This is a genomic window from Promicromonospora sp. NPDC110617, from assembly GCF_055598465.1.
This window is the reverse complement of sequence record NZ_JBVKBM010000002.1, coordinates 1,302,488-1,323,662: the sequence shown is the minus strand read 5'-3', so window position 1 is coordinate 1,323,662 and position 21,175 is coordinate 1,302,488. Positions and strand designations below refer to the sequence as shown.

Here is a 21,175-nt window from a genome sequence, read left to right as displayed (position 1 = left end):
GCGGCTGTTCAACGGAGTCGAAGGGCGGCGGAGGAGCACGATGACGGCACTCGACGAGCAGACCGTGGGCAGCCTGGTGGCGTCCGCGCCGCAGGGCGCGGACCTGACGGTGCCCACCTATGACCGGTCCCGGCTCACCACCGGGATCGTCCATCTCGGGGTGGGCGGCTTCCACCGGGCGCACCAGGCGATGTACCTCGACCGGCTGATGGCCGAGGGCAAGGCGCTCGACTGGGCGGTCTGCGGCGTCGGCGTGCTGCCGGGCGATGCGCGCATGCGCGACGCGCTGGCCGCCCAGGACGGCCTCTACACCCTGGTGCTCAAGCACCCGGACGGGCGCCTGGAGGCGCGTGTGATCGGGTCGATCGCGGAGTACCTGCTGGCACCCGACGACCCGGAGGCGGTGCTGGAGAAGATGGCCTCGCCCGAGGTCCGGATCGTCTCCCTGACCGTCACCGAGGGCGGGTACAACATCCACCACGTGACCGGCGAGTTCGACCTGGCCGACCCGGCGGTCGCCGCCGACCTGGCCGACGGCGCCGTCCCGGCCACGACGTTCGGGCTGGTCACCGAGGCCCTGCGCCGCCGCCGCGAGCGGGGCGTGCCGCCGTTCACCGTGATGAGCTGCGACAACATCCAGGGCAACGGCGAGGTCGCGCGCCGGGCATTCACCACGTTCGCCCGTGCCAAGGACGCCGGCCTGGCGGCCTGGATCGAGGAGAACGTCGCCTTCCCGAGCTCCATGGTCGACCGCATCACGCCCGTCACCACGGACGCCGACCGCGCGATGGTCACCGAGCGCTTCGGCGTCGACGACGCCTGGCCCGTGGTGGCCGAGCCGTTCGAGCAGTGGGCGCTGGAGGACACCTTCCCGACGGGCCGGCCCCCGTTCGAGGACGCCGGTGTGCAGGTGGTGTCCGACGTCGAGCCGTACGAGCTGATGAAGCTGCGCCTGCTCAACGCCAGCCACCAGGCCCTCTGCTACGTGGGCTACCTCGCCGGGCACCGGTACGCGCACGAGGTGGCCGGGCAGGACGTGTTCGCCCGGTTCCTGCTCGGCTACATGGACCGCGAGGGCACGCCCACGCTGGAGCCGGTGCCGGGCATCGACCTGGACGCCTACCAGCGCACGCTGATCGAGCGGTTCGCCAACCCGCACGTGGCCGACACCCTCGCGCGGCTGTGCGCCGAGTCGTCCGACCGCATCCCGAAGTGGCTGCTGCCCGTGGTCCGGTACCACCTCGAGCACGGCGGGCCGATCGAGCACGCGGCGCTGGTCGTGGCCTCCTGGGCCCGCTACGACGAGGGCGTGGACGAGGCGGGCGAGCCCATCGAGATCGTCGACCGCCTCGCCGACCGGCTGCACCGGGCCGCCCTGGCGCAGGCGGAGGACCCGCTCGCGTTCCTGCGCGACCGCGAGGTGTTCGGCGACCTGGTGGACGACGAGCGGTTCACCGCCGCCTACCTCGCGGCGCTGGAGTCCCTGCACCAGAAGGGCGCCCGCGCCACGGTCGAGGAGCTCGTCGCCCGCTCCTGACCCGCGAGTGGGCTCGACCCGCGGAGGGGTCAGGGGAGGAGGGCCTCCAGCGCGGTCGCGGCGGCGTCGTCCACCACCAGGGTGTCGGCGACGCCGCCGTTCACCGCGGCCAGCAGGCCGGGCGCGACGGCGGACCCGTAGCCGATCGCGATCACGCGGGGTGTGGCGGCGAGCTGTTCGAGCGTCACGCCCACCACGCGCTCGTCGAGGCTGGTCCGGACGGGCCGGCCCGCGGCGTCGAACAGGCGGCCCGAGCACTCGGCGATCGCGCCTGCCGCTGTGGCGGCCCGCTGCTCCTCGGCGCTGATCTGCGGGAACACGGTGGAGCTGCGCTCCGACCAGTGGCCGATCGCGACGACGGCGACGTCCAGGCGGTCGGCCCGTTCCAGGGCGTCGGCGATCTCGGGCTGCCGGCGCAGGCCCGCGGCCGTCGCGGCGTCGGCCACGAGCAGCGGCGACCAGACGGGCCACGTGCGCACGCCCGGCATCTGCGCGAACGTGCTGATGAGGGCCAGCGAGTTGCCGCTGCCCTCGACGGGCAGGGCCCCGACGAGCTGGACGACGTCGCAGTGCGGGAGCTGCCCGATGTGTCGCACCGCGGCCTCGACCGTGCGCGACCACGACACGCCCACGGTCATGCCCTCGGCGATGTGCTCCCGCACGGCGCGGGCGAGCTCGACCGCGACGTTCTCACGGGTCGCGACGGGGTCGGCGCCGCTGGGCGCGACGAGGATCTCGCGCGCGCCGAGCCGGGCGGCGAGGCCGGCCCCGCGTTCGCCGTCGGCCCGGGGCGCGGTGATCTCGATGCGCACCACGCCCTGCTCCCGGGCCTGCGCGAGCAGGCGCGCGACCTGGAAGCGGGAGATGCCGCGGTCGCGTGCGATGTCCACCTTGGACTTGCCGTCGAGGTAGTAGTCCGTACTCACCTCGACCATGAGGTTCGTGTCGTTCTGGGGCACCTGCGTCCTCACTCCCGCAGGCGGCAGCGGGAACCATTCGAGCGACTTCTGAGCGGAGGGCCTTGCTCACCTGAGCATACCCAACTACTCTGCGGTTGCAGATGAGCAGTTCCATATTCTCAAATGAGCGTGGCGGAGAGGCTGCGCCGAGGAGAGGACGAGGATGTTCCGACCTCCAAGGGGTGTTTCGGCGCGAGGCAGTTCGGCACGACGTCCTGCGGTGCGGTCGGCGGCGACCGCCGCGACGGCCGCCGCCGCGCTGGCCCTGTCCGGCTGTGCCGGGGCGGGCGCCGTGGGCGGGGACGACGGCGAGCAGATCGTGGTCGCGATCGTCTCCAACCCGCAGATGCAGGACGCGATCTCGCTGCAGGACGAGTTCCGTGCCGCGCACCCGGGCGTGGACGTGCGCTTCGTGTCGCTGCCCGAGAACGAGGCCCGCGCCAAGATCACGGCGTCCGTGGCGACCGGCGGCGGCGAGTTCGACGTCGTCATGATCTCCAACTACGAGACGCCGATGTGGGCCGAGAACGGCTGGATCGAGAACCTGCAGCCGTACATCGACGCCACGGAGGGCTACGACGCCGAGGACTTCGTCCCCAGCGTCCGCGAGGCCCTCTCGCGCGACGGCGACATGTACTCGGTGCCGTTCTACGGCGAGTCGTCGTTCCTGGCGTACCGCGCCGACCTGTTCGAGGAGGCCGGGCTGGAGATGCCCGCCCACCCGACGTGGGACGAGGTGCGCGATCTCGCCGCCGAGCTGAACGACCCGGCCGAGGACTTCTCGGGCATCTGCCTGCGCGGCCTGGCCGGCTGGGGCGAGGTCATGGCCCCGATGAGCACCGCGATCAACACGTTCGGCGGCGGCTGGTTCGACGAGGACTGGAACGCGACCCTTGACTCGCCCGAGAGCCGCGAGGCCATCGAGACCTACGTCGACACCGTGCAGACCTCCGGGCAGCCCGGCGCGGCCACGTCGGGCTTCGGCGACTGCCTCACGCGGTTCGCCCAGGGCCAGTCGGCCATGTGGTACGACGCCACGTCCATGGTCTCCTCCGTCGAGGACCCGGCGTCGTCCACGGTGGCGGGCAAGGTCGGCTATGCGCCCGCGCCCGTCGCGGACACCGAGTCGGCGGGCTGGCTCTACAGCTGGTCGCTCGCCATCCCGTCCACCAGCGAGCACAAGGACGCCGCCTGGGACTTCGTGTCCTGGATGACGAACAAGGAGTACATCCGGCTGGTCGGCGACACGATCGGCTGGGAGCGCGTGCCCCCGGGCAGCCGGCTGTCCACCTACGAGATCCCCGAGTACGCGGAGGTGTCCGAGGCCTACGCCGACGCCACCCTGGAGTCGATGGGCGGGGCCACCCAGGAGGCCGCGATGACCCACCCGGTGCCCTACCCGGGCATCCAGTTCGTCGGCATCCCCGAGTTCCAGGACCTCGGCACCCGCGTGGGCCAGCAGATGTCCGCGGCGATCGCCGGCCAGGTGACCGTGGACGAGGCGATCGCACAGTCCCAGCGCTACGCCGAGACCGTGGCGGAGACCTACCGGAACCAGGAGGGGCAATGAGCACCTCGACCATCGACCGGCTGGAGAGCTCGCGCCGGGCCGCCCGCGCGTCGGCGTCCGAACGCTCGATCAGCAAGGCCGAGGGGTGGCGCCGCCGCGGCCCGCTCCTGCCCGCGCTGATCTTCACCGTCATCGTCACGCAGCTCCCGTTCCTGGTGACGATCTGGTACTCGCTGCGCTCGCAGAACCTGCTGCGGCCCGGTGAGGACCTCTTCGTGGGCCTGTCCAACTACGTGGACATCGCCCAGGACTCGACGTTCCGCCAGACGGCGCTGAACTCGGTGGTCATCACGCTGGGCTGCGTGCTGGTCGCGATGGTGCTCGGGATCGTCCTGGCGTTGCTGCTGGACCGCCCGTTCTTCGGCCGCGGCGTGGCCCGCACCATGCTCATCACGCCGTTCCTGGTGATGCCGGTGGCGACGTCGGTGCTGTGGTCCGTCGCGCTGCTCAACCCCACCTACGGCCTGCTCAACTGGACGCTCGGGCTGTTCGGCATCGAGGCCGTCGACTGGACCTCGACCTACCCGATCATCGCGATCCTCATGGCGCTGGTCTGGCAGTGGACGCCGTTCATGATGCTGCTCGTGCTCGCCGGGCTCCAGGCCCAGGCGAAGGACGTGCTGGAGGCCGCGTCGGTGGACGGCGCCGGCCCGTGGCGCACCTTCCGCTCGATCACGCTGCCGCACCTGCGGCGGTACATCGAGCTGGGCGTGCTGCTCGGCGTCATCTACGTGGTCAACACGTTCGACCAGATCTACCTCATGACGGCGGGCGGCCCCGGTACCGCCAGCGCCAACCTGCCGTTCTACATCTACCAGCGCGCGTTCCTCGGGTTCGACATCGGGCAGGCCGCCGCCATGGGCGTCGTCGTCGTGATCGCCACGATCATCGTGGCCTCCGCCGCGCTGCGCCTCATCTTCCGCAGCTTCGAGGTCAAGGAGTGAGCATGTCCGACGTGACGCGCGCGTACCGCCGTCGAACCACGGGTGGCGTGCTGACCACGCTGACCTGGTTGCTGGCGCTCGCCTTCTTCTTCCCGGTCGCCTGGATGGCCATGACGGCGTTCAAGCAGGAGAACCAGGCGGCGTCCGACCCGCCCACGTGGTTCTTCACGCCGACGCTCGACCAGTTCCGGGCCGTGATCGAGGGCGGGTCCGGGGTCTACGTGGCCAACTCGGCCATCGCGACCGGCGTCTCGACCGTGCTGGTGCTGCTGCTGGGCATCCCGGCGGCGTACGCGCTGTCGATCCGGCCGGTGGAGAAGGTCAGCGACGTGCTGTTCTTCTTCATCTCCACCAAGATGCTGCCTGTCGTGGCCGTCATCGTGCCGATCTACGTGGTGGCCGGGCAGCTCAAGGTGCTCGACAACATCTGGACCCTGGTGGTCCTGTACACCGCGATGAACCTGCCGATCGCGGTATGGATGATGCGCTCGTTCTTCCTGGAGGTGCCCGGGGAGGTGCTGGAGGCGGCGTCCGTGGACGGCGCCGGGCTGATGCGGACCCTGCGGTCCGTGCTCATCCCGATGGTGGCCCCCGGCATCGCGGCCACGGCGCTGATCTGCGTGATCTTCTCGTGGAACGAGTTCTTCTTCGCCCTGAACCTCACCGCCTCGCGGGCGGCGACGGTGCCGGTGCTCATCGTGTCGACCATGACGAGCGAGGGCCTGTTCCTGGCGCGGCTGTGCGCGGCGGCGCTGCTGGCGTCGCTGCCGGTGATCATCGCGGGCTGGGTGGCGCAGAAGCAGCTGGTGCGCGGGCTGTCGATGGGCGCCATCAAGTAGACGCCCGGTCGCTCGTCCGGTGGGAGCCGGGCGGGCGGCCGGAAGCGCCGGATGTCGGCAGAATTCCCTACTTTTTCTGTCGGGTACTTGCCGGAGAAAATCGTCGCTCGTTCGATGGGTGGCATGCGCCTTGGATCAGATCAACGGAGACCTGTCCGGACCCGATGGGTCGCGGTTTGCGCCGCGATCGTGCTCGCCGCGGGGCTCGCCCCGGTCCTGCCGGCGGCCGCGGACGGCGCGACGTCCGTCGCCCCACCGCCCACCACACCCGCCACCTACACGAACCCCGTCACCGCCGGGGTCACCGACACCTTCCCGGACCCCGCGGTGATCCGCGGCAAGGACGGTGCCTGGTACGCCTACGGCACGCAGAACCCGGTGTTCGACAGCCAGGGCGAGGCGGGGGAGCGGATCCTGCCGATCCTGCGGTCGACCGACCTGGTGACCTGGGAGTACGCGGGCGAGGTGATCCAGCCCGACGAGGTCCCGGCCACGTGGCGCGACAACTCGCGCGCCTGGGCCCCCGACATCCGTTACGTCGACGGCGAGTACCTGCTCACCTACGGGCTGTCCACGGGCGGCCTCGCCGTGGCCACCGCGCCGACCCCCACCGGGCCGTGGGAGCACCGCGACGAGCTGCTCGTCCCGTCGGCGCCGATCGCCGGCTGCCCCACGGGCAACATCGACCAGGCCCTGTTCACCGACGACGACGGCACGCTCTACCTGTACTGGGGCAGCTACGACGTCGTCTGCGTCTCGGAGCTGACGCCCGGCGCGGGCGAGCTCACCGGACCCGTGACCCAGGTGGCCCAGGGCCGCCGCATGGAGGGCGCGTACGTGGTGCGGCACGACGACCTCTACTACCTGATGTACTCCGACGCGGGCTGCTGCGAGGGCGCGTTCAGCGGTTACACCGTCAAGGTGGGGCGCAGCGCGAGCCCGCGCGGTCCCTTCGTGGACGACGACGGCACCGACCTCATGGCCGAGTCCAGCAAGGGTGGCTACGTGCTGACGTCGAACGGCAACGGGTTCGCCGGCCCCGGCCACCACTCGGTGGTCACCGACCTGGCGGGTCAGGACTGGATGGCGTACCACGCGATCCCGACGGCGGACCCCGACTTCCCGCCCGTGGACACCCGCAACGGCGTGCTGAACCTGACCAAGCGTCCGCTGATGATCGACCGGCTCGACTGGATCGACGGCTGGCCGGTCGTCAACGCGGGAGCCGGGCCGTCGTCGTCCCCGCAGGCCGCGCCCGTGACGGCCGGCGCCGTCACCACGACGTTCGCGGACGGCTCCTTCGCCGGCTGGCGGGCCGACGGCGACGTCGTCGTCGGGGAGGAGCCGGACGCGGGGCCGTACGCGGCGCTGGACGATGCCGCGCTCACCAGCCGGGAGCGGGCCGCCGGCGACCTGCGCGCCCAGGCGGACCTGCGGATCACGGGCGACGACGGCGCCGCGGGGCTCACGCTCGGCGCGGGCGGAGGCACGGGCGCCGGCGCGGGCGGCGGCGCGGGCGGCGGCCGGGTGACGGCGTGGATCGACAGCGCCGCCGGCGAGCTGCGCGTGGAGACGGGCCGGGGACCCCGGGCCGAGCGTGCGGCGGTACCCCTGCCGTCCGACTTCCCGTACGCCGCCTGGAACGTCGTGACCCTCGACCGGGACGCGCGGTCCGGCACGTACACGGCCACCGTGTCCGCGGACAACCTCAAGGAGCCGCTCGGCACGGTCGCTCTCGACGTGCGGGGGCACGCCGGCCGCGTCCCGGTGGGCGTTACCTCCCGCGGCGGGGCCGACGCCGACAACGTGAGCCTGGTGCCGGCCGCGCGTCCCGTGACCGAGCGCGTGCCCGACCCCGAACCGGGGGAGCTGGTGCCGGAGAGCTCGGACGAGTTCGACGGCGACGTCGTGCCCGGGGCCGCCGGATCGGGCTGGGACTGGGTGCGCGGCCCGGCGGCCGGCGTCCGCCTGGAGGACGGCGCCTTCGCCTGGCCGACCCAGGGCGCCGAGCTGTACCAGGGCACCAACACGGCGTCCGTGCTGACGCGGGCCGCGCCCGCGGGGGACTACCTGGTCGAGACCCGGCTGGACCTCGACGGCATGGGCGTGAACCGGCAGGCCGGGCTCGTGCTCCACGCCGACGACGACCAGTTCGTGAAGCTGGTGCACTCCCAGCTCGGGCTGCTGCGCAAGCCGGGGACTGCGGCGCAGATGGTGGAGTTCACCAAGGAGGCCGCCCGGACGACCAGCACGCCGCCCGTCGCCGCGTACAGCGCCCCGATGTTCGGGGCGGCCCCGGGGGAGACCACGTGGCTGCGGCTGGCAGTGCACCGGGACGCGGCGAACGACGAGTACGAGGTGCGCATGGCGTCCAGCACCGACGGGGAGACCTGGCGGTGGGGCGGCGTCTGGACGTTGCCCGACGACCAGCCCCTGCGCATCGGCCTCGTCTCGATGAACACGGCGGGTGCCACGGCGACCTTCGACTACGTCCGCACGTACACCCAGCCCTGACCCCTTCGTTGAGTGCTGGGTATTTGTCGATCCTGCGGCCGTCAGGCAACAAATACCCAGCACTCAACGAGGCGGGGGTGGGTTCTGGTGAGATCCGACCGAATTGGTGTGGTTTTCTGCCGGGTCGTTGACGGAAAAATTTGGAGGTCCTTATGGTCGCCGGCATGTCGACGACGACAACCGGCAGCTCCGCGCGGCGCGCCCACGAGGGCCGCGTCCTGGCCGCGCTCCGCGACGGGCCCCTGAGCCGCGCCGAGCTCGCCCGGCGCGTGGGCCTGTCCCGCACCACCCTCTCCGAGACCACGGCCGAGCTGCTGCGCCGCGGCGCCGTCGTCGTGGTCGACACCGACGCCGCCACGCGGCGCGGCAGCGGCCGGCCCGCCGAACGGCTCGCGCTCGACCCCGGCTCCGGCCAGTACCTCGGCGTCGACTTCGGCCACCGCCGCGTGCGCGCCGCCGTGGCGGATGCCGCCCGCGAGACCGTCGCCTCCGGCGTCGAGCACTACGACGACGACACGCCGTGGCCCCAGCGGCTCGACCTCGCCTTCCGGCTCGTCGACCGGCTCGCGCGCGAGCACGACCTGCACTTCGGCGAGCTCCAGGCGGTCGGCATCGGCGTCGTCGGCCCGTACGGCGGGTGGCGCGTCGACAGCCGGCAGGTCTCGTGGGCCCGCCGCTCCGCGCCGCACGACGTGCACGGCGCGTTCGCCGAACGGTTCGGCGCGCCCGTCGTCGTGGACAACAACACGCGCCTGGCGGCGCTCGCGGAGGCGGTGTCCCAGCCCGAGGGCACCACCGACCTGCTGTACGTGCGGCTGTCGGACGGCGTGGGCGGCGGCCTCGTCGTCTGCGGGCGGATCGGTACCGGGGCGCACGGGTTCGCCGGCGAGCTGGGCCACATCTGCGTGGACCCGGCGGGCAGCCGGTGCCGGTGCGGCAAGCGCGGCTGCCTGGAGACCGTCGCGTCCGCGCCCGCGATCCTCGCGGCGTGCCGCGCCCAGGGCGCGGAGGTCACCACCTTCGACGACCTGGCCGCCGCCGTGGCCACCAGCGACCCGGTGGTCGAGGCCGTGCTGCGCGACGTCGGCGCGGCCGTGGGCCGGGTGCTCAGCACCGCGGCGCTGACCCTCGACCCCGACGAGATCGTGATCGGCGGCGAGATCGTGCACGTGGCGCCCGTGATCGTCGAGCAGGCGGCGGCCACGCTGCGCTACGAGCTGCACCCGCTGCCCACGGACGAGCCGCTCGTCGTGCGGGCCGGGCGCCTGCGCGACACGGACGGCGCGCTCGGCGCGCTGGCCGCCGCCTTCCACCTGTCCCCGCTGCTGGCCGGCTACCCCCGGCCCGAGGCCGCCGACGACGGCGGGGACCTGCGCGGCACGCTGCGCACCCCGATGCCCGCACCCCTGCACGCACGCCTGAGGAGAGCCCTGTGACCACGTCGACCGTGTCGACCCCGACCCCCGCGCGGAACGGGTCACCGCCCCGCCGCCGGGCGGGCAGACGCACCACGCTGCTGACCCTGAACGCCGTCTCGATCGTGGCGGGCATCGGGATCTGGTGGGTGCTGGCACTCAGCGGCCTCCAGCTCCCGACACCGCCCGAGGTGCTCGCCAAGGCCGTGGACCTGGCGGTCAGCGGCACGCTGGCCGAGGACCTGCTGGCCAGCCTGGGCCGGGTGCTGGCCGGGTTCCTGCTCGGCTCCGCGGCCGCGGTCCCGGTCGGATTCCTCATGGGCTGGTACACCCCGGCCCGGGGCCTGTTCGAGCCGTGGATCCAGTTCTTCCGCACCATCCCGCCACTCGCCCTGCTGCCGCTCGTGCTGGTGCTGATGGGCATCGGCGAGCTGCCCAAGGTGTTCGTCATCTTCCTCGCGGCGTTCCTGGCCTGCGTGATCTCCACCTACCAGGGCGTGGTGAGCGTGGACCGCACGCTCATCAACGCGGCCCGCGTGCTCGGCGCCAAGGACGGCACGATCTTCCTGCGCGTCGTGGTGCCGGCGTCCTCGCCGTTCATCCTCGTGGGCATGCGTGTGGGTCTCGGCTCGGCCTGGGCCACCCTCGTGGCCGCCGAGCTGCTGGCCGCGCAGGCGGGCCTCGGGTTCCGCATGCAGCAGGCCCAGACCTACTACGACCTCGCGACGATCTTCGTCTCCATCGTCGCCATCGGCGTGCTCGGCCTGGTGATGGACCGGCTGCTGCTGCTCGCGGAGACCCGGCTGACCGGATGGCAGGAACGACGATGACCACCGACACCCCCACCCTGACGGAGACCGCCAAGATCTCCGTGCGGGAGACCCGCAAGACCTTCGCCCTCAAGGACGAGGAGTTCGTCGCCCTCGACGGCGTCTCGCTGGACGTGGCCGACAACGAGTTCGTCACCGTCGTGGGCCCCTCGGGCTGCGGCAAGTCCACCCTGATGAACATCGTCGCGGGCCTGGAGACGCCGACGTCGGGCGAGGTGCTCGTGGACGGCGCCGGCGTGACCGGCCCCGGCCCGGAGCGCGGCGTCATCTTCCAGCAGTACGCGCTGTTCCCGTGGCTGACGGTGCGCAAGAACGTCGAGTTCGGGCTCAAGGTCGCGGGCCTGCCCGCCGCCGAGCGGCGCGAGCGCGCCGAGCACTACGTGCGCCTGGTGGGCCTGGAGCAGTTCGCGGACGCGCTGCCCAAGACCCTCTCGGGCGGCATGAAGCAGCGCTGCGCCATCGCCCGCGCCTACGCCGTCAACCCGTCGATCCTGCTGATGGACGAGCCCTTCGGGGCGCTGGACGCCCTGACCCGCGTGCGGCTGCAGGAGCAGCTCCTGGACACCTGGAGCACCGAGAAGCGCACCGTCCTGTTCATCACGCACGACGTCGACGAGGCCGTGTTCCTCGCCGGCCGTGTGGTGGTCATGGCCGCCCGTCCGGGCCGCATCCACGAGGTGATCGACGTCGACCTGCCCTACCCGCGCACCGAGGAGCTGCGGCTCAGCCCCGAGTTCGCGGAGCTGCGCAACCGGGTGTGGCGGGCCGTGTACCACCAGACCCCCGGTGCCCCGGGCCGGACCACCGAGAACCACACCCAGAACTGAGGACCCCCATGCGACTGACCAGGAAGACTCTCGGCGCGGCCGCCGCCGGCCTCGCCCTCGTGCTGTCGGCGACCGCCTGCTCGTCCGGCGGCGCCGCCGCGGACGAGGACGGCGCCGTCGAGGTCAACTTCGGCTACATCCCCGACTTCAACGGCACCAGCCTGCTCGCCATCGCCGAGGACCAGGGCCTCTGGGAGGAGCACGGCATCGACGTGACGACGTCGTCGTTCACCAACGGGCCGCTCCAGATCCAAGCCCTCGGCACGGGCGACCTCGACTTCGGCTACATCGGGCCCGGCGCGTTCTGGCTGCCCGCCTCCGGGCAGGCCAAGATCGTCGCGCTGAACACGCTCGGCCGGGCCGACCGCGTGGTCGCGCAGCCCGGCATCGACTCCGTCGAGGACCTGAAGGGCAAGACCGTCGCCGTGCCGGAGGGCACGTCGGGCGACATGATCCTCACGCTCGCCCTGGCGGAGGCGGGCATGACCAAGGACGACGTCGAGCTGGTGCCCATGGAGCCGCCGGCCATCGTCGCCGCCCTGTCGTCCGGGCAGGTCGACGCCGCGGGCTTCTGGTACCCGGCGCTCGCGACCGTCAAGGAGCAGGTGCCGGACCTGGTCGAGCTCGCCGAGAACACCGACTTCGAGGAGACCGTCGCGTTCCCGACGGCGTTCGTCGCCGGGAACGACGTGGTGGCCGACGATCCCGAGAAGGTGGACGCCGTGCTGAAGGTGCTGCGCGAGGCCATGGCCTACCGCTCGGAGCACCTGGACGAGGCGATCGCGCTCACCGCCGACTTCAACGACCTCGAGCCGGCCGACGTCGAGGCGGACGCCGCCAACGTGGACGTCCTCTCGGCGGAGGAGGTGGACGCGCTGACGCAGGACGGCACCGCCGACACCTGGCTGACCGGCATGCAGGACTACTTCGTGGGCTCCGGCCAGCTCCCCGAGGCCGTGGACCCGGCCGAGTTCTACCTGGGCGACCAGTTCGTCACGGCCGGTGAGTGACCCGGTGAGCGGCGCAGCGGGGGCCAAGAACGTCCTGTTCCTCATGACCGACCAGCACCGGGCCGACACGCTGGGCGCCTACGGCAACCCGCGCGCGTCCACGCCGGTGCTCGACCGGCTCGCGGCGTCGGGCACCCGGTTCGACCGCTGGTACACGCCGACGGCGATCTGCACGCCGTCGCGCGCGAGCCTGCTCACGGGCCAGGCGCCGTTCCGGCACCGGGTGCTGGCCAACCACGAGCGCAACGTCGGCTACCAGGAGGACCTCGCCGACGGCACGTTCACCTTTGTCGAGGCCCTGCGCGAGCACGGGTACAACACCGGCCTGGTCGGCAAGTGGCACGCCGGCACGGAGCGCAACGCCGCGTCCTTCGGGTTCGACGGGCCGGACCTGCCCGGCTGGCACAACCCCGTCGACAACGCGGACTACCTGGCCTACCTGGCGGAGCACGACCTGCCGCCGTACGAGATCAGCGACCGCGTGCGCGGCACGCTGCCCAACGGCGGGCCGGGCAACCTCCTGGCCGCCCGGCTGCACCAGCCGGCCGAGGCCACGTTCGAGCACTACCTGGCCACGCGCACGATCGAGCTGCTGGAGCGGTACGCGGACGACTTCCGGTCGGGGGAGCGGCCCTTCTTCCTGGAGCTGAGCTTCTTCGGACCGCACCTGCCGTACATCGTGCCGGACGAGTACTTCGACCTCTTCGACCCGGCCGACGTCGAGCTGCCCGCCTCGATCGCCGAGACGTTCGAGGGCAAGCCGCCCGTGCAGGCCAACTACAGCGCGCACTGGACGTTCGACACCATGCCGATCGAGGTGACGCGCAAGCTCGTCGCGGTCTACTGGGGCTACGTGACGCTCATCGACCAGCAGATCGGCCGGGTGCTCGATGCCCTGGAGCGGCTCGGGCTGGTGGACGACACCGCGGTGTTCTTCACGTGCGACCACGGCGAGTTCACCGGCGCGCACCGGCTGCACGACAAGGGCCCGGCGATGTACGAGGACATCTACCGCACGCCCGGCCTGCTGAGGGTCCCCGGCGGCCCGGCAGGCCAGGTGCGCACCGAGTTCGTGAGCCTGCTGGACTGCACGGCCACGATCCTGGAGCTGGCCGGGATCGACCCGGCCCCCGCGGTGGACTCACGCAGCCTGCTGCCGCTGGCCCACGGGGACGACGTCGAGTGGCAGCCGGACATCGTGTGCGAGTTCCACGGGCACCACTTCCCCTACCCGCAGCGCATGCTGCGGGAGGACCGGTACAAGCTCGTGGTCAACCCGGACTCCGTCAACGAGCTCTACGACCTGCACACCGACCCGGACGAGCTGACCAACGCCTACGCCGACCCGGCGCTCGCGGACGTGCGGCACCGCATGATGGGGCGGCTGTACCGGTTGCTCCGCGACCGCGGCGACAACTTCTACCACTGGATGACCACGATGTACGACGTCGGCGAGGTGGACCACGACCCGACCCAGTCGGGGCTGGACGAGACGACGTACGCGGCGCGGTAGGCCTGCCCGGCCGGGCTCAGGCCCGGCGCAGGTAGTCGATCAGCAGGTCGAAGGCGGCTTCCAGCTGGTCGGACCGGCCCGTGGCGCGCAGCACCTGGACCCCGCCCTGGATCCCGGCGACGAACGCCGCCGCGGTCCGGTCGGGGTCCAGGTCTGCGCGCACCTGGCCGCTGCGCTGCATCGAGACGACGCCGGCCCGGATCGCCCGCTGCCACTGGGCCAGCAGCTCCGTGATCACCTCGGCGGTGCCGGGCGAGCCCGACATCTGGTCCATGAGCGCGCCGAGCGGGCAGTGCCGGCCCTGGGCGCGGTACCGGGCGACCACGCTGTCGCGCCACGCCGTCCACGACTCCCACGAGTCGAGCGCGCTGAGGTGCGGCTCCTGGTCGGTCAGCACGCCGTCCGCCTCGTACCGGGCGACGGCCAGCAGCAGCCCCTCCTTGCCGTCGGGGAAGTAGTGGAAGATCTGGCCCTTGCTGGTGCGCGTCACGGCGCCCACGTCGTCCAGCGTGACCGTGCCCGGGGCGTTGCCGCGCAGGTACTCGGCGGCGCCCTCGATGATGCGCTGTCGGGTCGCCTGGCCCTTCGGGGTGAGCTTCACACCGGAGACGGTACGGGCGATCTTCTGGACTTGCTAGTCCAAAAATGGGTTCCTAGCGTCGTGGACATGACACAACGACTGCAAGGCCGGACCGCCCTCGTGACCGGGTCCACGAGCAACATCGGACGGGCGATCGCGGAGGCGCTCGCCGCCCAGGGCGCGCACGTCGTCGTCTCCGGGCGCAGCACGGAGCGCGGCGCGGAGGTCGTGGCCGGAATCCGTGAGCGGGGCGGGCGGGCCGACTTCGTCGCGGCCGACCTCGACGGCAGCCCGGAGGCGAGCCATGGCTTGGCCGCCGCGGCCACCGAGCTGCTCGGCGGGCGGCTCGACATCCTGGTGAACAACGCGGGCGTCTACGCACCGACCGTGTTCCTGGCCGACACGGACTCCGCGACCTTCGACCGCTACTACGCCGTGAACGTCAAGGCCCCCTACTTCCTCACCCAGGTGGTGGCGCCGCGCATGGTGGCCGACGGCGGCGGCGTGATCATCAACCTCGGCTCCTGGGTGGCCCGGCTCGCCACGCCGCTCGGCGGCCTGTACGCCTCGACCAAGAGCGCGCTGGAGTCGCTGACCCGCTCGTGGGCCGCCGAGTTCGGTCCGCAGGGCGTGCGCGTCAACGCGGTCTCGCCGGGCGTCATCCGGCCGCCGCACCTCGATCCCGCCGCAGACTTCGCGGGCGCGATGACCTCCGGCACGCCCGCGGGCGGCCCGGGCCATCCGGACGCGATCGGCGCGGCGGTGGTCTACCTCGCCTCGGACGACGCGGCCTTCGTCCACGGCGCGACGCTCGACGTCGACGGTGGACGGGCCAACGTGGCGGTTGTCGCCGGCTGACCGCACCGATGACCGCACCCGATGACCATGCACCTGCTGCCAGGATCTGACAGGTTCTGGCAGCAAGTGCATGGTCCGCTTTCGGATGAAAGTGCGGCTTGTCGGTAGATTTCACCCAAAATCTACTGATGTCACCTCAGGTCAGGGTCGTGGCGTGTCAGGGTGAGCGAGGCGCCGGGGCCCGCTGGGGGTCGCGGGCCGTCGCACACGGAGGTCGACGATGCGCACACGTCTCGTACGGGCACGGGGTCTGGGCCGGGTCCGGTGGAGCGGGGTGGCGGCCCTCGCCGTCGCGGCCGGGGTGCTGGTGGCGCCGGGCGCCGTCGCGCAGGACGTCACGTCGGCCGCCGTCGTGCAGGACGCCGCGCCGTCGGACACCGGGACGCGGGCCGTCGCCGACGTCCCCGCCGGCTACTACGACAGCGCCGCGGGCCTGACGGGCGAGGCGCTCAAGGCTGAGCTGAACGACATCATCAGCGACGCCGACGCCCTCTCCTACAGCCAGGTGTGGGACGGCCTGATGGCCACCGACGAGGACCCGGCGAACCCGAACAACGTGATCCTCCTGTACAGCGGCGAGTCGCGGGCCAAGAGCCTGAACGGCGGCGACGTCGGCGACTGGAACCGGGAGCACGTCTGGGCCAAGTCGCACGGCGACTTCGGCACGTCCACCGGGCCCGGCACCGACCTGCACCACCTGCGGCCCACGGACGTCCAGGTCAACAGCATCCGGGGCAACAAGGACTTCGACGAAGGCGGAAGCGCGGTGAGCGGCGCGCCCGGCAACTACACCGACGCAGACTCCTTCGAGCCCCGCGACGAGGTCAAGGGCGATGTCGCGCGCATGATCCTGTACATGGCGGTGCGCTGGGAGGGCGAGGACAGCTTCGCGGACCTGGAGCCCAACGACACCGTGAACAACGGCTCGGCCCCGTACCACGGCAAGCTCTCCACGCTGCTGGAGTGGAACGGCGCCGACCCGGTGTCCTCGTTCGAGGCCCACCGGAACGACGTCATCTACGAGCAGTTCCAGCACAACCGCAACCCGTTCGTCGACCACCCGGAGTGGGCCGACGCCATCTGGGGCTGACCAGATCCAGCGGCACGTGTCAGACCTACAGGTCACCCGGGTGACCTGTAGGTCTGACACGGCGATCTCCGTACCCTGGAGAGGGAACCGGGAGGTGGTCACCGTGCCGGACGAGGTCACGTCAGCACCGCGGATCCCGCCGCGCTGGTTCGTGCGGCTCGCCTGGCAGGTCCACCGCGGCCTGTACCGCGCCAGCGGCGGCCGGCTCGGGCTCCGGCGTCCCCGGGGGCACCGCTGGGGCATGATGCGCCTGACCACCACCGGACGCCGCACCGGCCGTGAGCACAGCGTGATCGTCGCCTACGTCGAGGACGGCGCCGACCTCGTCACGCTCGCCATGAACGGCTGGGCCCAGGGCCACCCCAGCTGGTGGCTCAACCTGCGGACCCACCCCGAGGCCACCGTGGACCTGGTCGACGAGGACTCGCGCGCCGTCCGCGCCCATGCGGCGCAGGGTGCCGAGCGCGTCCGGCTCTGGACCAGGTGGCGCGACTACGACCATCAGCTCGACGCCTACGCCGCGCTCCGCACGACCGAGACGCCCGTGGTGGTGCTGCACCCATGGGACGAGCCCGCGCACCACTGAACCGCCCCAGGGCGTGAGGCGCCGAGCGTCACAGCGTGGCCGATGCCAGCGCCTCGTCGTGCCCGTCCAGCGTGATCTCGATGCGGTCCATGTCGGTGAGCGACACGGCCGTCGACGCGTCCAGGCCCGTCGTCTGGCCGCCCGACCACGACCACGTCGCCGCGACCGTCCGCGCCCCGTCCCGCCCGACCAGCACGAGCTCGTACCGGATCGGCTCCGGCGGCACGTACACGCCCTCGGGTGGCGGCTCCCCGGGATCCGGCGGGTAGTGGCAGCTCCACCGGAACTTGGTGCCCCAGGTGGTGGGCGTCGCCACCACCTCCGCGCGCATGTCCGCCCCGGCCACCGGCCGCAGCTCGATGGTCCGGGCCGTGGTGGTGGCGGTGGCCGACGGCGGGGTGGTGCCCCCGGCGTCCGGCACCCCGCCGTCCGGCGTGCCGAACAGGCCGGCCGCCGTGAGCGCCGAACCGCCCACCGCGCCGGCGACCACGAGCACGCTCGCGGCCACGGCGCCCAGTGCCCGCCGCCGGAACCGGGACCGGCGGGCGGCACGGGCGAGGCTCGTGAGCGGGACGACGTCGGCCGGCCGCCGGGGGGCGTGCTCCCCGGACGGCGCTCCGCCGTCGGGCAGCCCGGGGGTCCCGGGCGTGCCGGGCGGGCCGGGCAGGCCGGGCGTCTCGGCGACGAGCGCCTCCGCGTGGGCCGGGCTGATGGTGCCGAGCAGGCCCGGCAGGCCCGCGAGCTCCGCCACCGCCGCGCGGCACGCGGCGCACTCGGCCAGGTGCCGCTCGTAGGCGCGCCGGTCGCTCGGGCTCAGCGCGCCGAGCACGTAGGCCGCGTCCCATTCGGCGTACCGGTCGCCGCCACCGGCTGACTCTGCCGCGGGGATCATGCCGTGACTCCTTTCTCCTGCAGTGCCAGGCGCAGCGCCCGCAGCCCGTAGTGCAGCCGCGACTTGACCGTCCCGGCGGGGACGCCCAGCTCGGTCGAGAGCTCGGCCACCGAACGTCCCCCGTAGTACGCGCCGACCACCACCGCGCGGTGCGACGGCGAGAGCGACAGCAGCGCGTCGGCCACCAGCCACGAGTCCAGCACGGACTGGGTGGTGTCGCGCTCCTCGCGGTCGGGCAGGTGCCCGGTGGAGTGCTCGCGGGTGCGGCGGGCGCTGCGGAGGTGGTCGACCGTGAGGTTCCGCGCCACCGTGAACAGCCAGGCGCGCACGGAGTCCTCCGAGCGTTCCAGCACCTCGGGGTGGCGCCACGCGCGCAGCAGGGTCTCCTGCACCACGTCGCGCGCCTCCTCCTCGTCGCCCGTGCGGCGCACGACGTACCGGTACAGCGCGTCGGCGTGCGTGTCGTGCACCGCCTCGAGGAGCTCGTCCTCGGCACCCACGAGCGGCTCCTTCCGTGTGTGTCGGTTTCCTGTGCGTCGGTTCCTGTGTGTCGGTTGCCGGTCCGGTCGCTACCGCGTCACTGCCCGGGGGCGAGCTGCAGCGAGAACTCGATGCTGCCCTCATCCTCCACCGTCACGAACCCGAGGTCCGGCGCCTCGACGCCGAAGTCCTCGAACGTGACCGGCACGCTGCCCACGACCTGCACCGGGTCGCCGTTGGTCGCGTCGCCCGCGACCTCGGCGTCGAACGTGGCCGGCTGGGTGACGCCGTGCACGGTGAGGTCTCCGGTCAGCTCCACCGACGTGGCGCCCTCCTCGATCGGCGCCGGCTCGGTGAGCACGAACGTCGCGGTCGGGAACTGGCCCACCTCCATCGCGGTGTCGCGGAAGTACCCGTCGCGGTTGGCCTCGTCGGTGGCCACGCTCGCGATGTCCACCTCGATGTCGGCGGCGCTGATCGCGCCGTCCGCGACGGTCACCGACCCGGTGACGTCCTCGGTGCGCCCGGTCACGGTCACGTCCTCGCCCTGCAGCACCTCCTCGACGCGGTAGCCCGCGAACGACCCGTCGGTCACCGTCCAGGTCCCGGCGGCCGCCTCGGCGTCGGGCAGCGGTGCCGCCGACGCCGCCAGGCTCGGCGCCTCCGCGGCGGCCTCGTTGGCCCAGTCCGCGTACAGGCCCGGCCCGAAGATCGCCGCCGCCCCGCCGATCACGACCACGGCCGCTCCGACGCCGACGCCTACCTTTGCCCCAGTGCGCACGCTCCGCCCCTCTCGTTCGCAGGCCGACCGGATACCGGCCTCTGCCCCGTACGACGGGTGAAAGGGCGTACCGGTTCAATGCGGGCTCGAGTCAGATCCGACCGATCTGATGGCGGGCGGTCCGATGAGTTCAGCAGGCCTGGCCGGTCAGGGCTGGTGGGCGTGCGTCGCGCGGCCCTGGCACCAGTTCACCTGGAGGCATCATGACCGACACCTTCGACGTCGACGTGACCCGCGACCTCGACGGACCCGTCGAGGCGGCCTGGGCCGCGTGGAGCACCCCCGAAGGCCTGCGCGCCTGGTGGGGGCCCGGTCCCTTCACCTGCCCCGCGGCCGAGGTCGACCTGCGGGTGGGCGGTCGCGCGCTCGTCGCGATGCGCGCCCCCGCCGAGTACGGCGGCGGCGACACGTGGTCCACCTGGGACTTCACGCTCGTCGAGCCGGTGCGGCGCATCGAGTACACGTTCCGGTTCAGCGACCCCGAGGGCGCGCCGCAGGACCCGCCCATGGACGACGTCCCGGCCGAGGGGCACCACGAGGTCGAGATCACCGGCCTGGGCGACGGACGCAGCCGCATCCACATGGTCGAGCACGGGTACACGTCCGCCGCGGCCCGCGACATGTCGCAGCAGGGCCTGGAGGCGTGCCTCGACAAGATGGCCGGGTTCGTGGCGGACCGCTGACGCCGTCACCGGCGCCCCTCTCCCGGCCGCCCCGCGCCCCGGCGTCCGGCACGGAGCAGGACGACGGCGAGGGCCACGAGCAGCACTCCGGCCGCCGGCGCCTGGGCGAGCGCGGCCGGCGCACCCCAGGCGTCCGCGGCCCGGCCCGCGAGCGACGCCGCCAGCGCGGACCCGGCGGCGCTCGCGGAGTTGTTCCAGGTGAACGCCTGCGTGAGCACGGCCGGGCGGACCGCTCGCTCGGTCAGCACGGTGAGCAGCACGAGGGTCGGCGGCACGGCGGCCTCCGTGAGCACCAGGGCGAGGCCCAGCCAGACGGCGGACGGCGCGAACGGCAGCAGCGCGGCGGCCGCCGTCAGCCAGGCGGTGACGACCACGAGCTGGAGGCGGGCCGGGGTGCGGCGTCGGCGCCGTCCGTAGAGCCAGCCCGACAGGAGGCCGGCCACGCTCCCGGCGGCGACGACCGGCGCCGCCGCCCCCGGCGTCCCGTGGCCGACGGCGAAGGCGGTGACCGCCACTCCCATGGTGCCGAAGTACAGGCCGACGGCGAGGTTCAGGAGCGCGAGGAGCAGGAACGCCGGCGCGTGCAGGGTGGACCGTGCGCCGCGGACGCGTGCGGCGTCGGTGTGCGGCGGAGGTGCGGTGCGGCGCTGGAGGGTCAGGGCCGTGCCGCCGCCCAGGATCAGGGCCGCCGCGGTGAGGGTGGCCGCCGCCGCGTGGCCCGCCGCGCCCAGGGCGGTGACCAGCACCGGCCCGAGCAGGAAGCTCGAGGCGTTGGCCAGCGACTCCAGGGAGAACGCGCCGGGCAGGTCGTCGGCGCGGTCGCCGCGCAGGAGGTACGCCCAGCGTGCGGCGGACAGGGCGCCGAGCTGGGGGACCGCCGCGCCCGCGCACCCGGCGGCGACCACCGCCGACGTCGGCGAGTGCGCCAGGAGGACGCAGGCGACGGCGGTGCCGTGCGCGACCAGGTAGAGGGGGAGCAGGCGGGTCTGGCCGAACCGGTCGACGAGACGGGCGAGCTGCGGGCCGACCACCGCCTCGGCCAGCGCGAAGGCCGCGGCGGCGAGGCCGGCCGTGGCGTACGAGCCGGTGCGGTCGCGCAGCAGCCACACCAGGCCGAGGCCCGTCATGGCGATGCCGACACGGCCGGTGGTCGCGGCGAGGAAGAAGGCGGCGGCGCCGGGCGCGCGCAGCAGGGAACGGTAGCCGGAGGCGGCTGCAGACATGGGTGTCCTTCGTCGCCGCCCGGCGGGACGGGCCACCCGGGGCC

General features: G+C 72.9%; 20 protein-coding genes. 14 read left to right on the top strand and 6 right to left on the bottom strand.

What is annotated here, in order from left to right; all coding sequences use genetic code 11:
* Window positions 1–40 precede the first annotated feature (40 nt).
* Window positions 41–1,537 carry a mannitol dehydrogenase family protein gene (locus ACZ7LE_RS16690; protein WP_470404361.1) on the top strand — a complete coding sequence of 499 codons (1,497 nt, stop codon included), beginning with the start codon at window positions 41–43 and terminating at the stop codon, window positions 1,535–1,537.
* Between the two features lie 29 nt (window positions 1,538–1,566).
* Here ACZ7LE_RS16690 and ACZ7LE_RS16685 read toward each other — a convergent pair whose 3' ends face one another.
* Window positions 1,567–2,496, bottom strand: a complete 930-nt coding sequence (locus ACZ7LE_RS16685) for a sugar-binding transcriptional regulator (RefSeq protein WP_470404360.1) — start codon at window positions 2,494–2,496, stop codon at window positions 1,567–1,569.
* Window positions 2,497–2,716: 220 nt separating this feature from the next.
* Here ACZ7LE_RS16685 and ACZ7LE_RS16680 point away from each other — a divergent pair, with 220 nt between their 5' ends.
* The 9 genes from ACZ7LE_RS16680 (at window position 2,717) to ACZ7LE_RS16640 (ending at window position 13,958) form a co-directional block, all read left to right on the top strand.
* Window positions 2,717–4,066, top strand: a complete 1,350-nt coding sequence (locus ACZ7LE_RS16680; RefSeq protein WP_470404359.1) for an ABC transporter substrate-binding protein — start codon at window positions 2,717–2,719, stop codon at window positions 4,064–4,066.
* Entirely contained in the window at window positions 4,063–5,010 is a 948-nt protein-coding gene (locus ACZ7LE_RS16675; RefSeq protein WP_285107974.1) for a carbohydrate ABC transporter permease, read from the top strand. The genes ACZ7LE_RS16680 and ACZ7LE_RS16675 overlap by 4 nt, the downstream gene beginning before the upstream one ends.
* Window positions 5,011–5,012: 2 nt before the next feature.
* Window positions 5,013–5,849 (top strand): carbohydrate ABC transporter permease, encoded by an 837-nt coding sequence (locus ACZ7LE_RS16670; protein WP_377230929.1) that lies wholly within the window; start codon window positions 5,013–5,015, stop codon window positions 5,847–5,849.
* A gap of 189 nt (window positions 5,850–6,038) precedes the next feature.
* A complete protein-coding gene (locus ACZ7LE_RS16665; RefSeq protein ID WP_470404358.1) occupies window positions 6,039–8,363 on the top strand; it encodes a glycoside hydrolase family 43 protein in 2,325 nt (774 codons plus the stop codon).
* Between the two features lie 164 nt (window positions 8,364–8,527).
* Window positions 8,528–9,799, top strand: a complete 1,272-nt coding sequence (locus ACZ7LE_RS16660) for an ROK family protein (RefSeq protein WP_470404357.1) — start codon at window positions 8,528–8,530, stop codon at window positions 9,797–9,799.
* The gene (locus ACZ7LE_RS16655; RefSeq protein ID WP_470404356.1) at window positions 9,796–10,608 is read left to right on the top strand and encodes an ABC transporter permease; all 813 of its coding nucleotides are present in this window, start codon (window positions 9,796–9,798) and stop codon (window positions 10,606–10,608) included. The genes ACZ7LE_RS16660 and ACZ7LE_RS16655 overlap by 4 nt, the downstream gene beginning before the upstream one ends.
* Window positions 10,605–11,435, top strand: a complete 831-nt coding sequence (locus ACZ7LE_RS16650; RefSeq protein ID WP_470404355.1) for an ABC transporter ATP-binding protein — start codon at window positions 10,605–10,607, stop codon at window positions 11,433–11,435. The genes ACZ7LE_RS16655 and ACZ7LE_RS16650 overlap by 4 nt, the downstream gene beginning before the upstream one ends.
* 8 nt (window positions 11,436–11,443) lie before the next feature.
* Entirely contained in the window at window positions 11,444–12,445 is a 1,002-nt protein-coding gene (locus tag ACZ7LE_RS16645; protein ID WP_470404354.1) for an aliphatic sulfonate ABC transporter substrate-binding protein, read from the top strand.
* Window positions 12,446–12,449: 4 nt separating this feature from the next.
* Window positions 12,450–13,958 carry a sulfatase-like hydrolase/transferase gene (locus ACZ7LE_RS16640; RefSeq protein ID WP_470404353.1) on the top strand — a complete coding sequence of 503 codons (1,509 nt, stop codon included), beginning with the start codon at window positions 12,450–12,452 and terminating at the stop codon, window positions 13,956–13,958.
* A 16-nt stretch (window positions 13,959–13,974) separates the two neighbouring features.
* On the opposite strand, the gene ACZ7LE_RS16635 is transcribed toward ACZ7LE_RS16640, so the two are convergent.
* Window positions 13,975–14,559, bottom strand: coding sequence for a TetR/AcrR family transcriptional regulator (locus tag ACZ7LE_RS16635; protein ID WP_470404352.1), 585 nt, complete (start codon window positions 14,557–14,559; stop codon window positions 13,975–13,977).
* Window positions 14,560–14,625: 66 nt separating this feature from the next.
* On the opposite strand from ACZ7LE_RS16635, the gene ACZ7LE_RS16630 reads away from it, so the two are divergent.
* The 3 genes from ACZ7LE_RS16630 to ACZ7LE_RS16620 all read left to right on the top strand — a co-directional run bounded on the left by ACZ7LE_RS16630 (window position 14,626) and on the right by ACZ7LE_RS16620 (window position 17,072).
* Window positions 14,626–15,396 (top strand): SDR family NAD(P)-dependent oxidoreductase, encoded by a 771-nt coding sequence (locus ACZ7LE_RS16630; RefSeq protein ID WP_470404351.1) that lies wholly within the window; start codon window positions 14,626–14,628, stop codon window positions 15,394–15,396.
* Between the two features lie 220 nt (window positions 15,397–15,616).
* Entirely contained in the window at window positions 15,617–16,486 is an 870-nt protein-coding gene (locus tag ACZ7LE_RS16625; RefSeq protein WP_470404350.1) for an endonuclease I family protein, read from the top strand.
* A 103-nt stretch (window positions 16,487–16,589) separates the two neighbouring features.
* Window positions 16,590–17,072 carry a nitroreductase/quinone reductase family protein gene (locus ACZ7LE_RS16620; RefSeq protein WP_470404349.1) on the top strand — a complete coding sequence of 161 codons (483 nt, stop codon included), beginning with the start codon at window positions 16,590–16,592 and terminating at the stop codon, window positions 17,070–17,072.
* 28 nt (window positions 17,073–17,100) lie between these two features.
* On the opposite strand, the gene ACZ7LE_RS16615 is transcribed toward ACZ7LE_RS16620, so the two are convergent.
* The 3 genes from ACZ7LE_RS16615 to ACZ7LE_RS16605 all read right to left on the bottom strand — a co-directional run bounded on the left by ACZ7LE_RS16615 (window position 17,101) and on the right by ACZ7LE_RS16605 (window position 19,225).
* Window positions 17,101–17,964: a zf-HC2 domain-containing protein gene (locus ACZ7LE_RS16615; RefSeq protein WP_470404348.1), complete on the bottom strand. Its 864-nt coding sequence runs from the start codon at window positions 17,962–17,964 to the stop codon at window positions 17,101–17,103.
* Window positions 17,961–18,464 (bottom strand): sigma-70 family RNA polymerase sigma factor, encoded by a 504-nt coding sequence (locus tag ACZ7LE_RS16610; RefSeq protein ID WP_470404347.1) that lies wholly within the window; start codon window positions 18,462–18,464, stop codon window positions 17,961–17,963. Before ACZ7LE_RS16610 ends, ACZ7LE_RS16615 begins: the two co-directional genes overlap by 4 nt.
* 77 nt (window positions 18,465–18,541) lie before the next feature.
* Window positions 18,542–19,225 (bottom strand): YceI family protein, encoded by a 684-nt coding sequence (locus tag ACZ7LE_RS16605; RefSeq protein WP_470404346.1) that lies wholly within the window; start codon window positions 19,223–19,225, stop codon window positions 18,542–18,544.
* Between the two features lie 203 nt (window positions 19,226–19,428).
* Between ACZ7LE_RS16605 and ACZ7LE_RS16600 the strand changes: the two genes are divergently transcribed.
* The gene (locus ACZ7LE_RS16600) at window positions 19,429–19,908 is read left to right on the top strand and encodes an SRPBCC family protein (RefSeq protein WP_470404345.1); all 480 of its coding nucleotides are present in this window, start codon (window positions 19,429–19,431) and stop codon (window positions 19,906–19,908) included.
* A 5-nt stretch (window positions 19,909–19,913) separates the two neighbouring features.
* On the opposite strand, the gene ACZ7LE_RS16595 is transcribed toward ACZ7LE_RS16600, so the two are convergent.
* Window positions 19,914–21,131 carry an MFS transporter gene (locus ACZ7LE_RS16595; RefSeq protein ID WP_470404344.1) on the bottom strand — a complete coding sequence of 406 codons (1,218 nt, stop codon included), beginning with the start codon at window positions 21,129–21,131 and terminating at the stop codon, window positions 19,914–19,916.
* Between the last annotated feature and the right edge of the window lie 44 nt (window positions 21,132–21,175).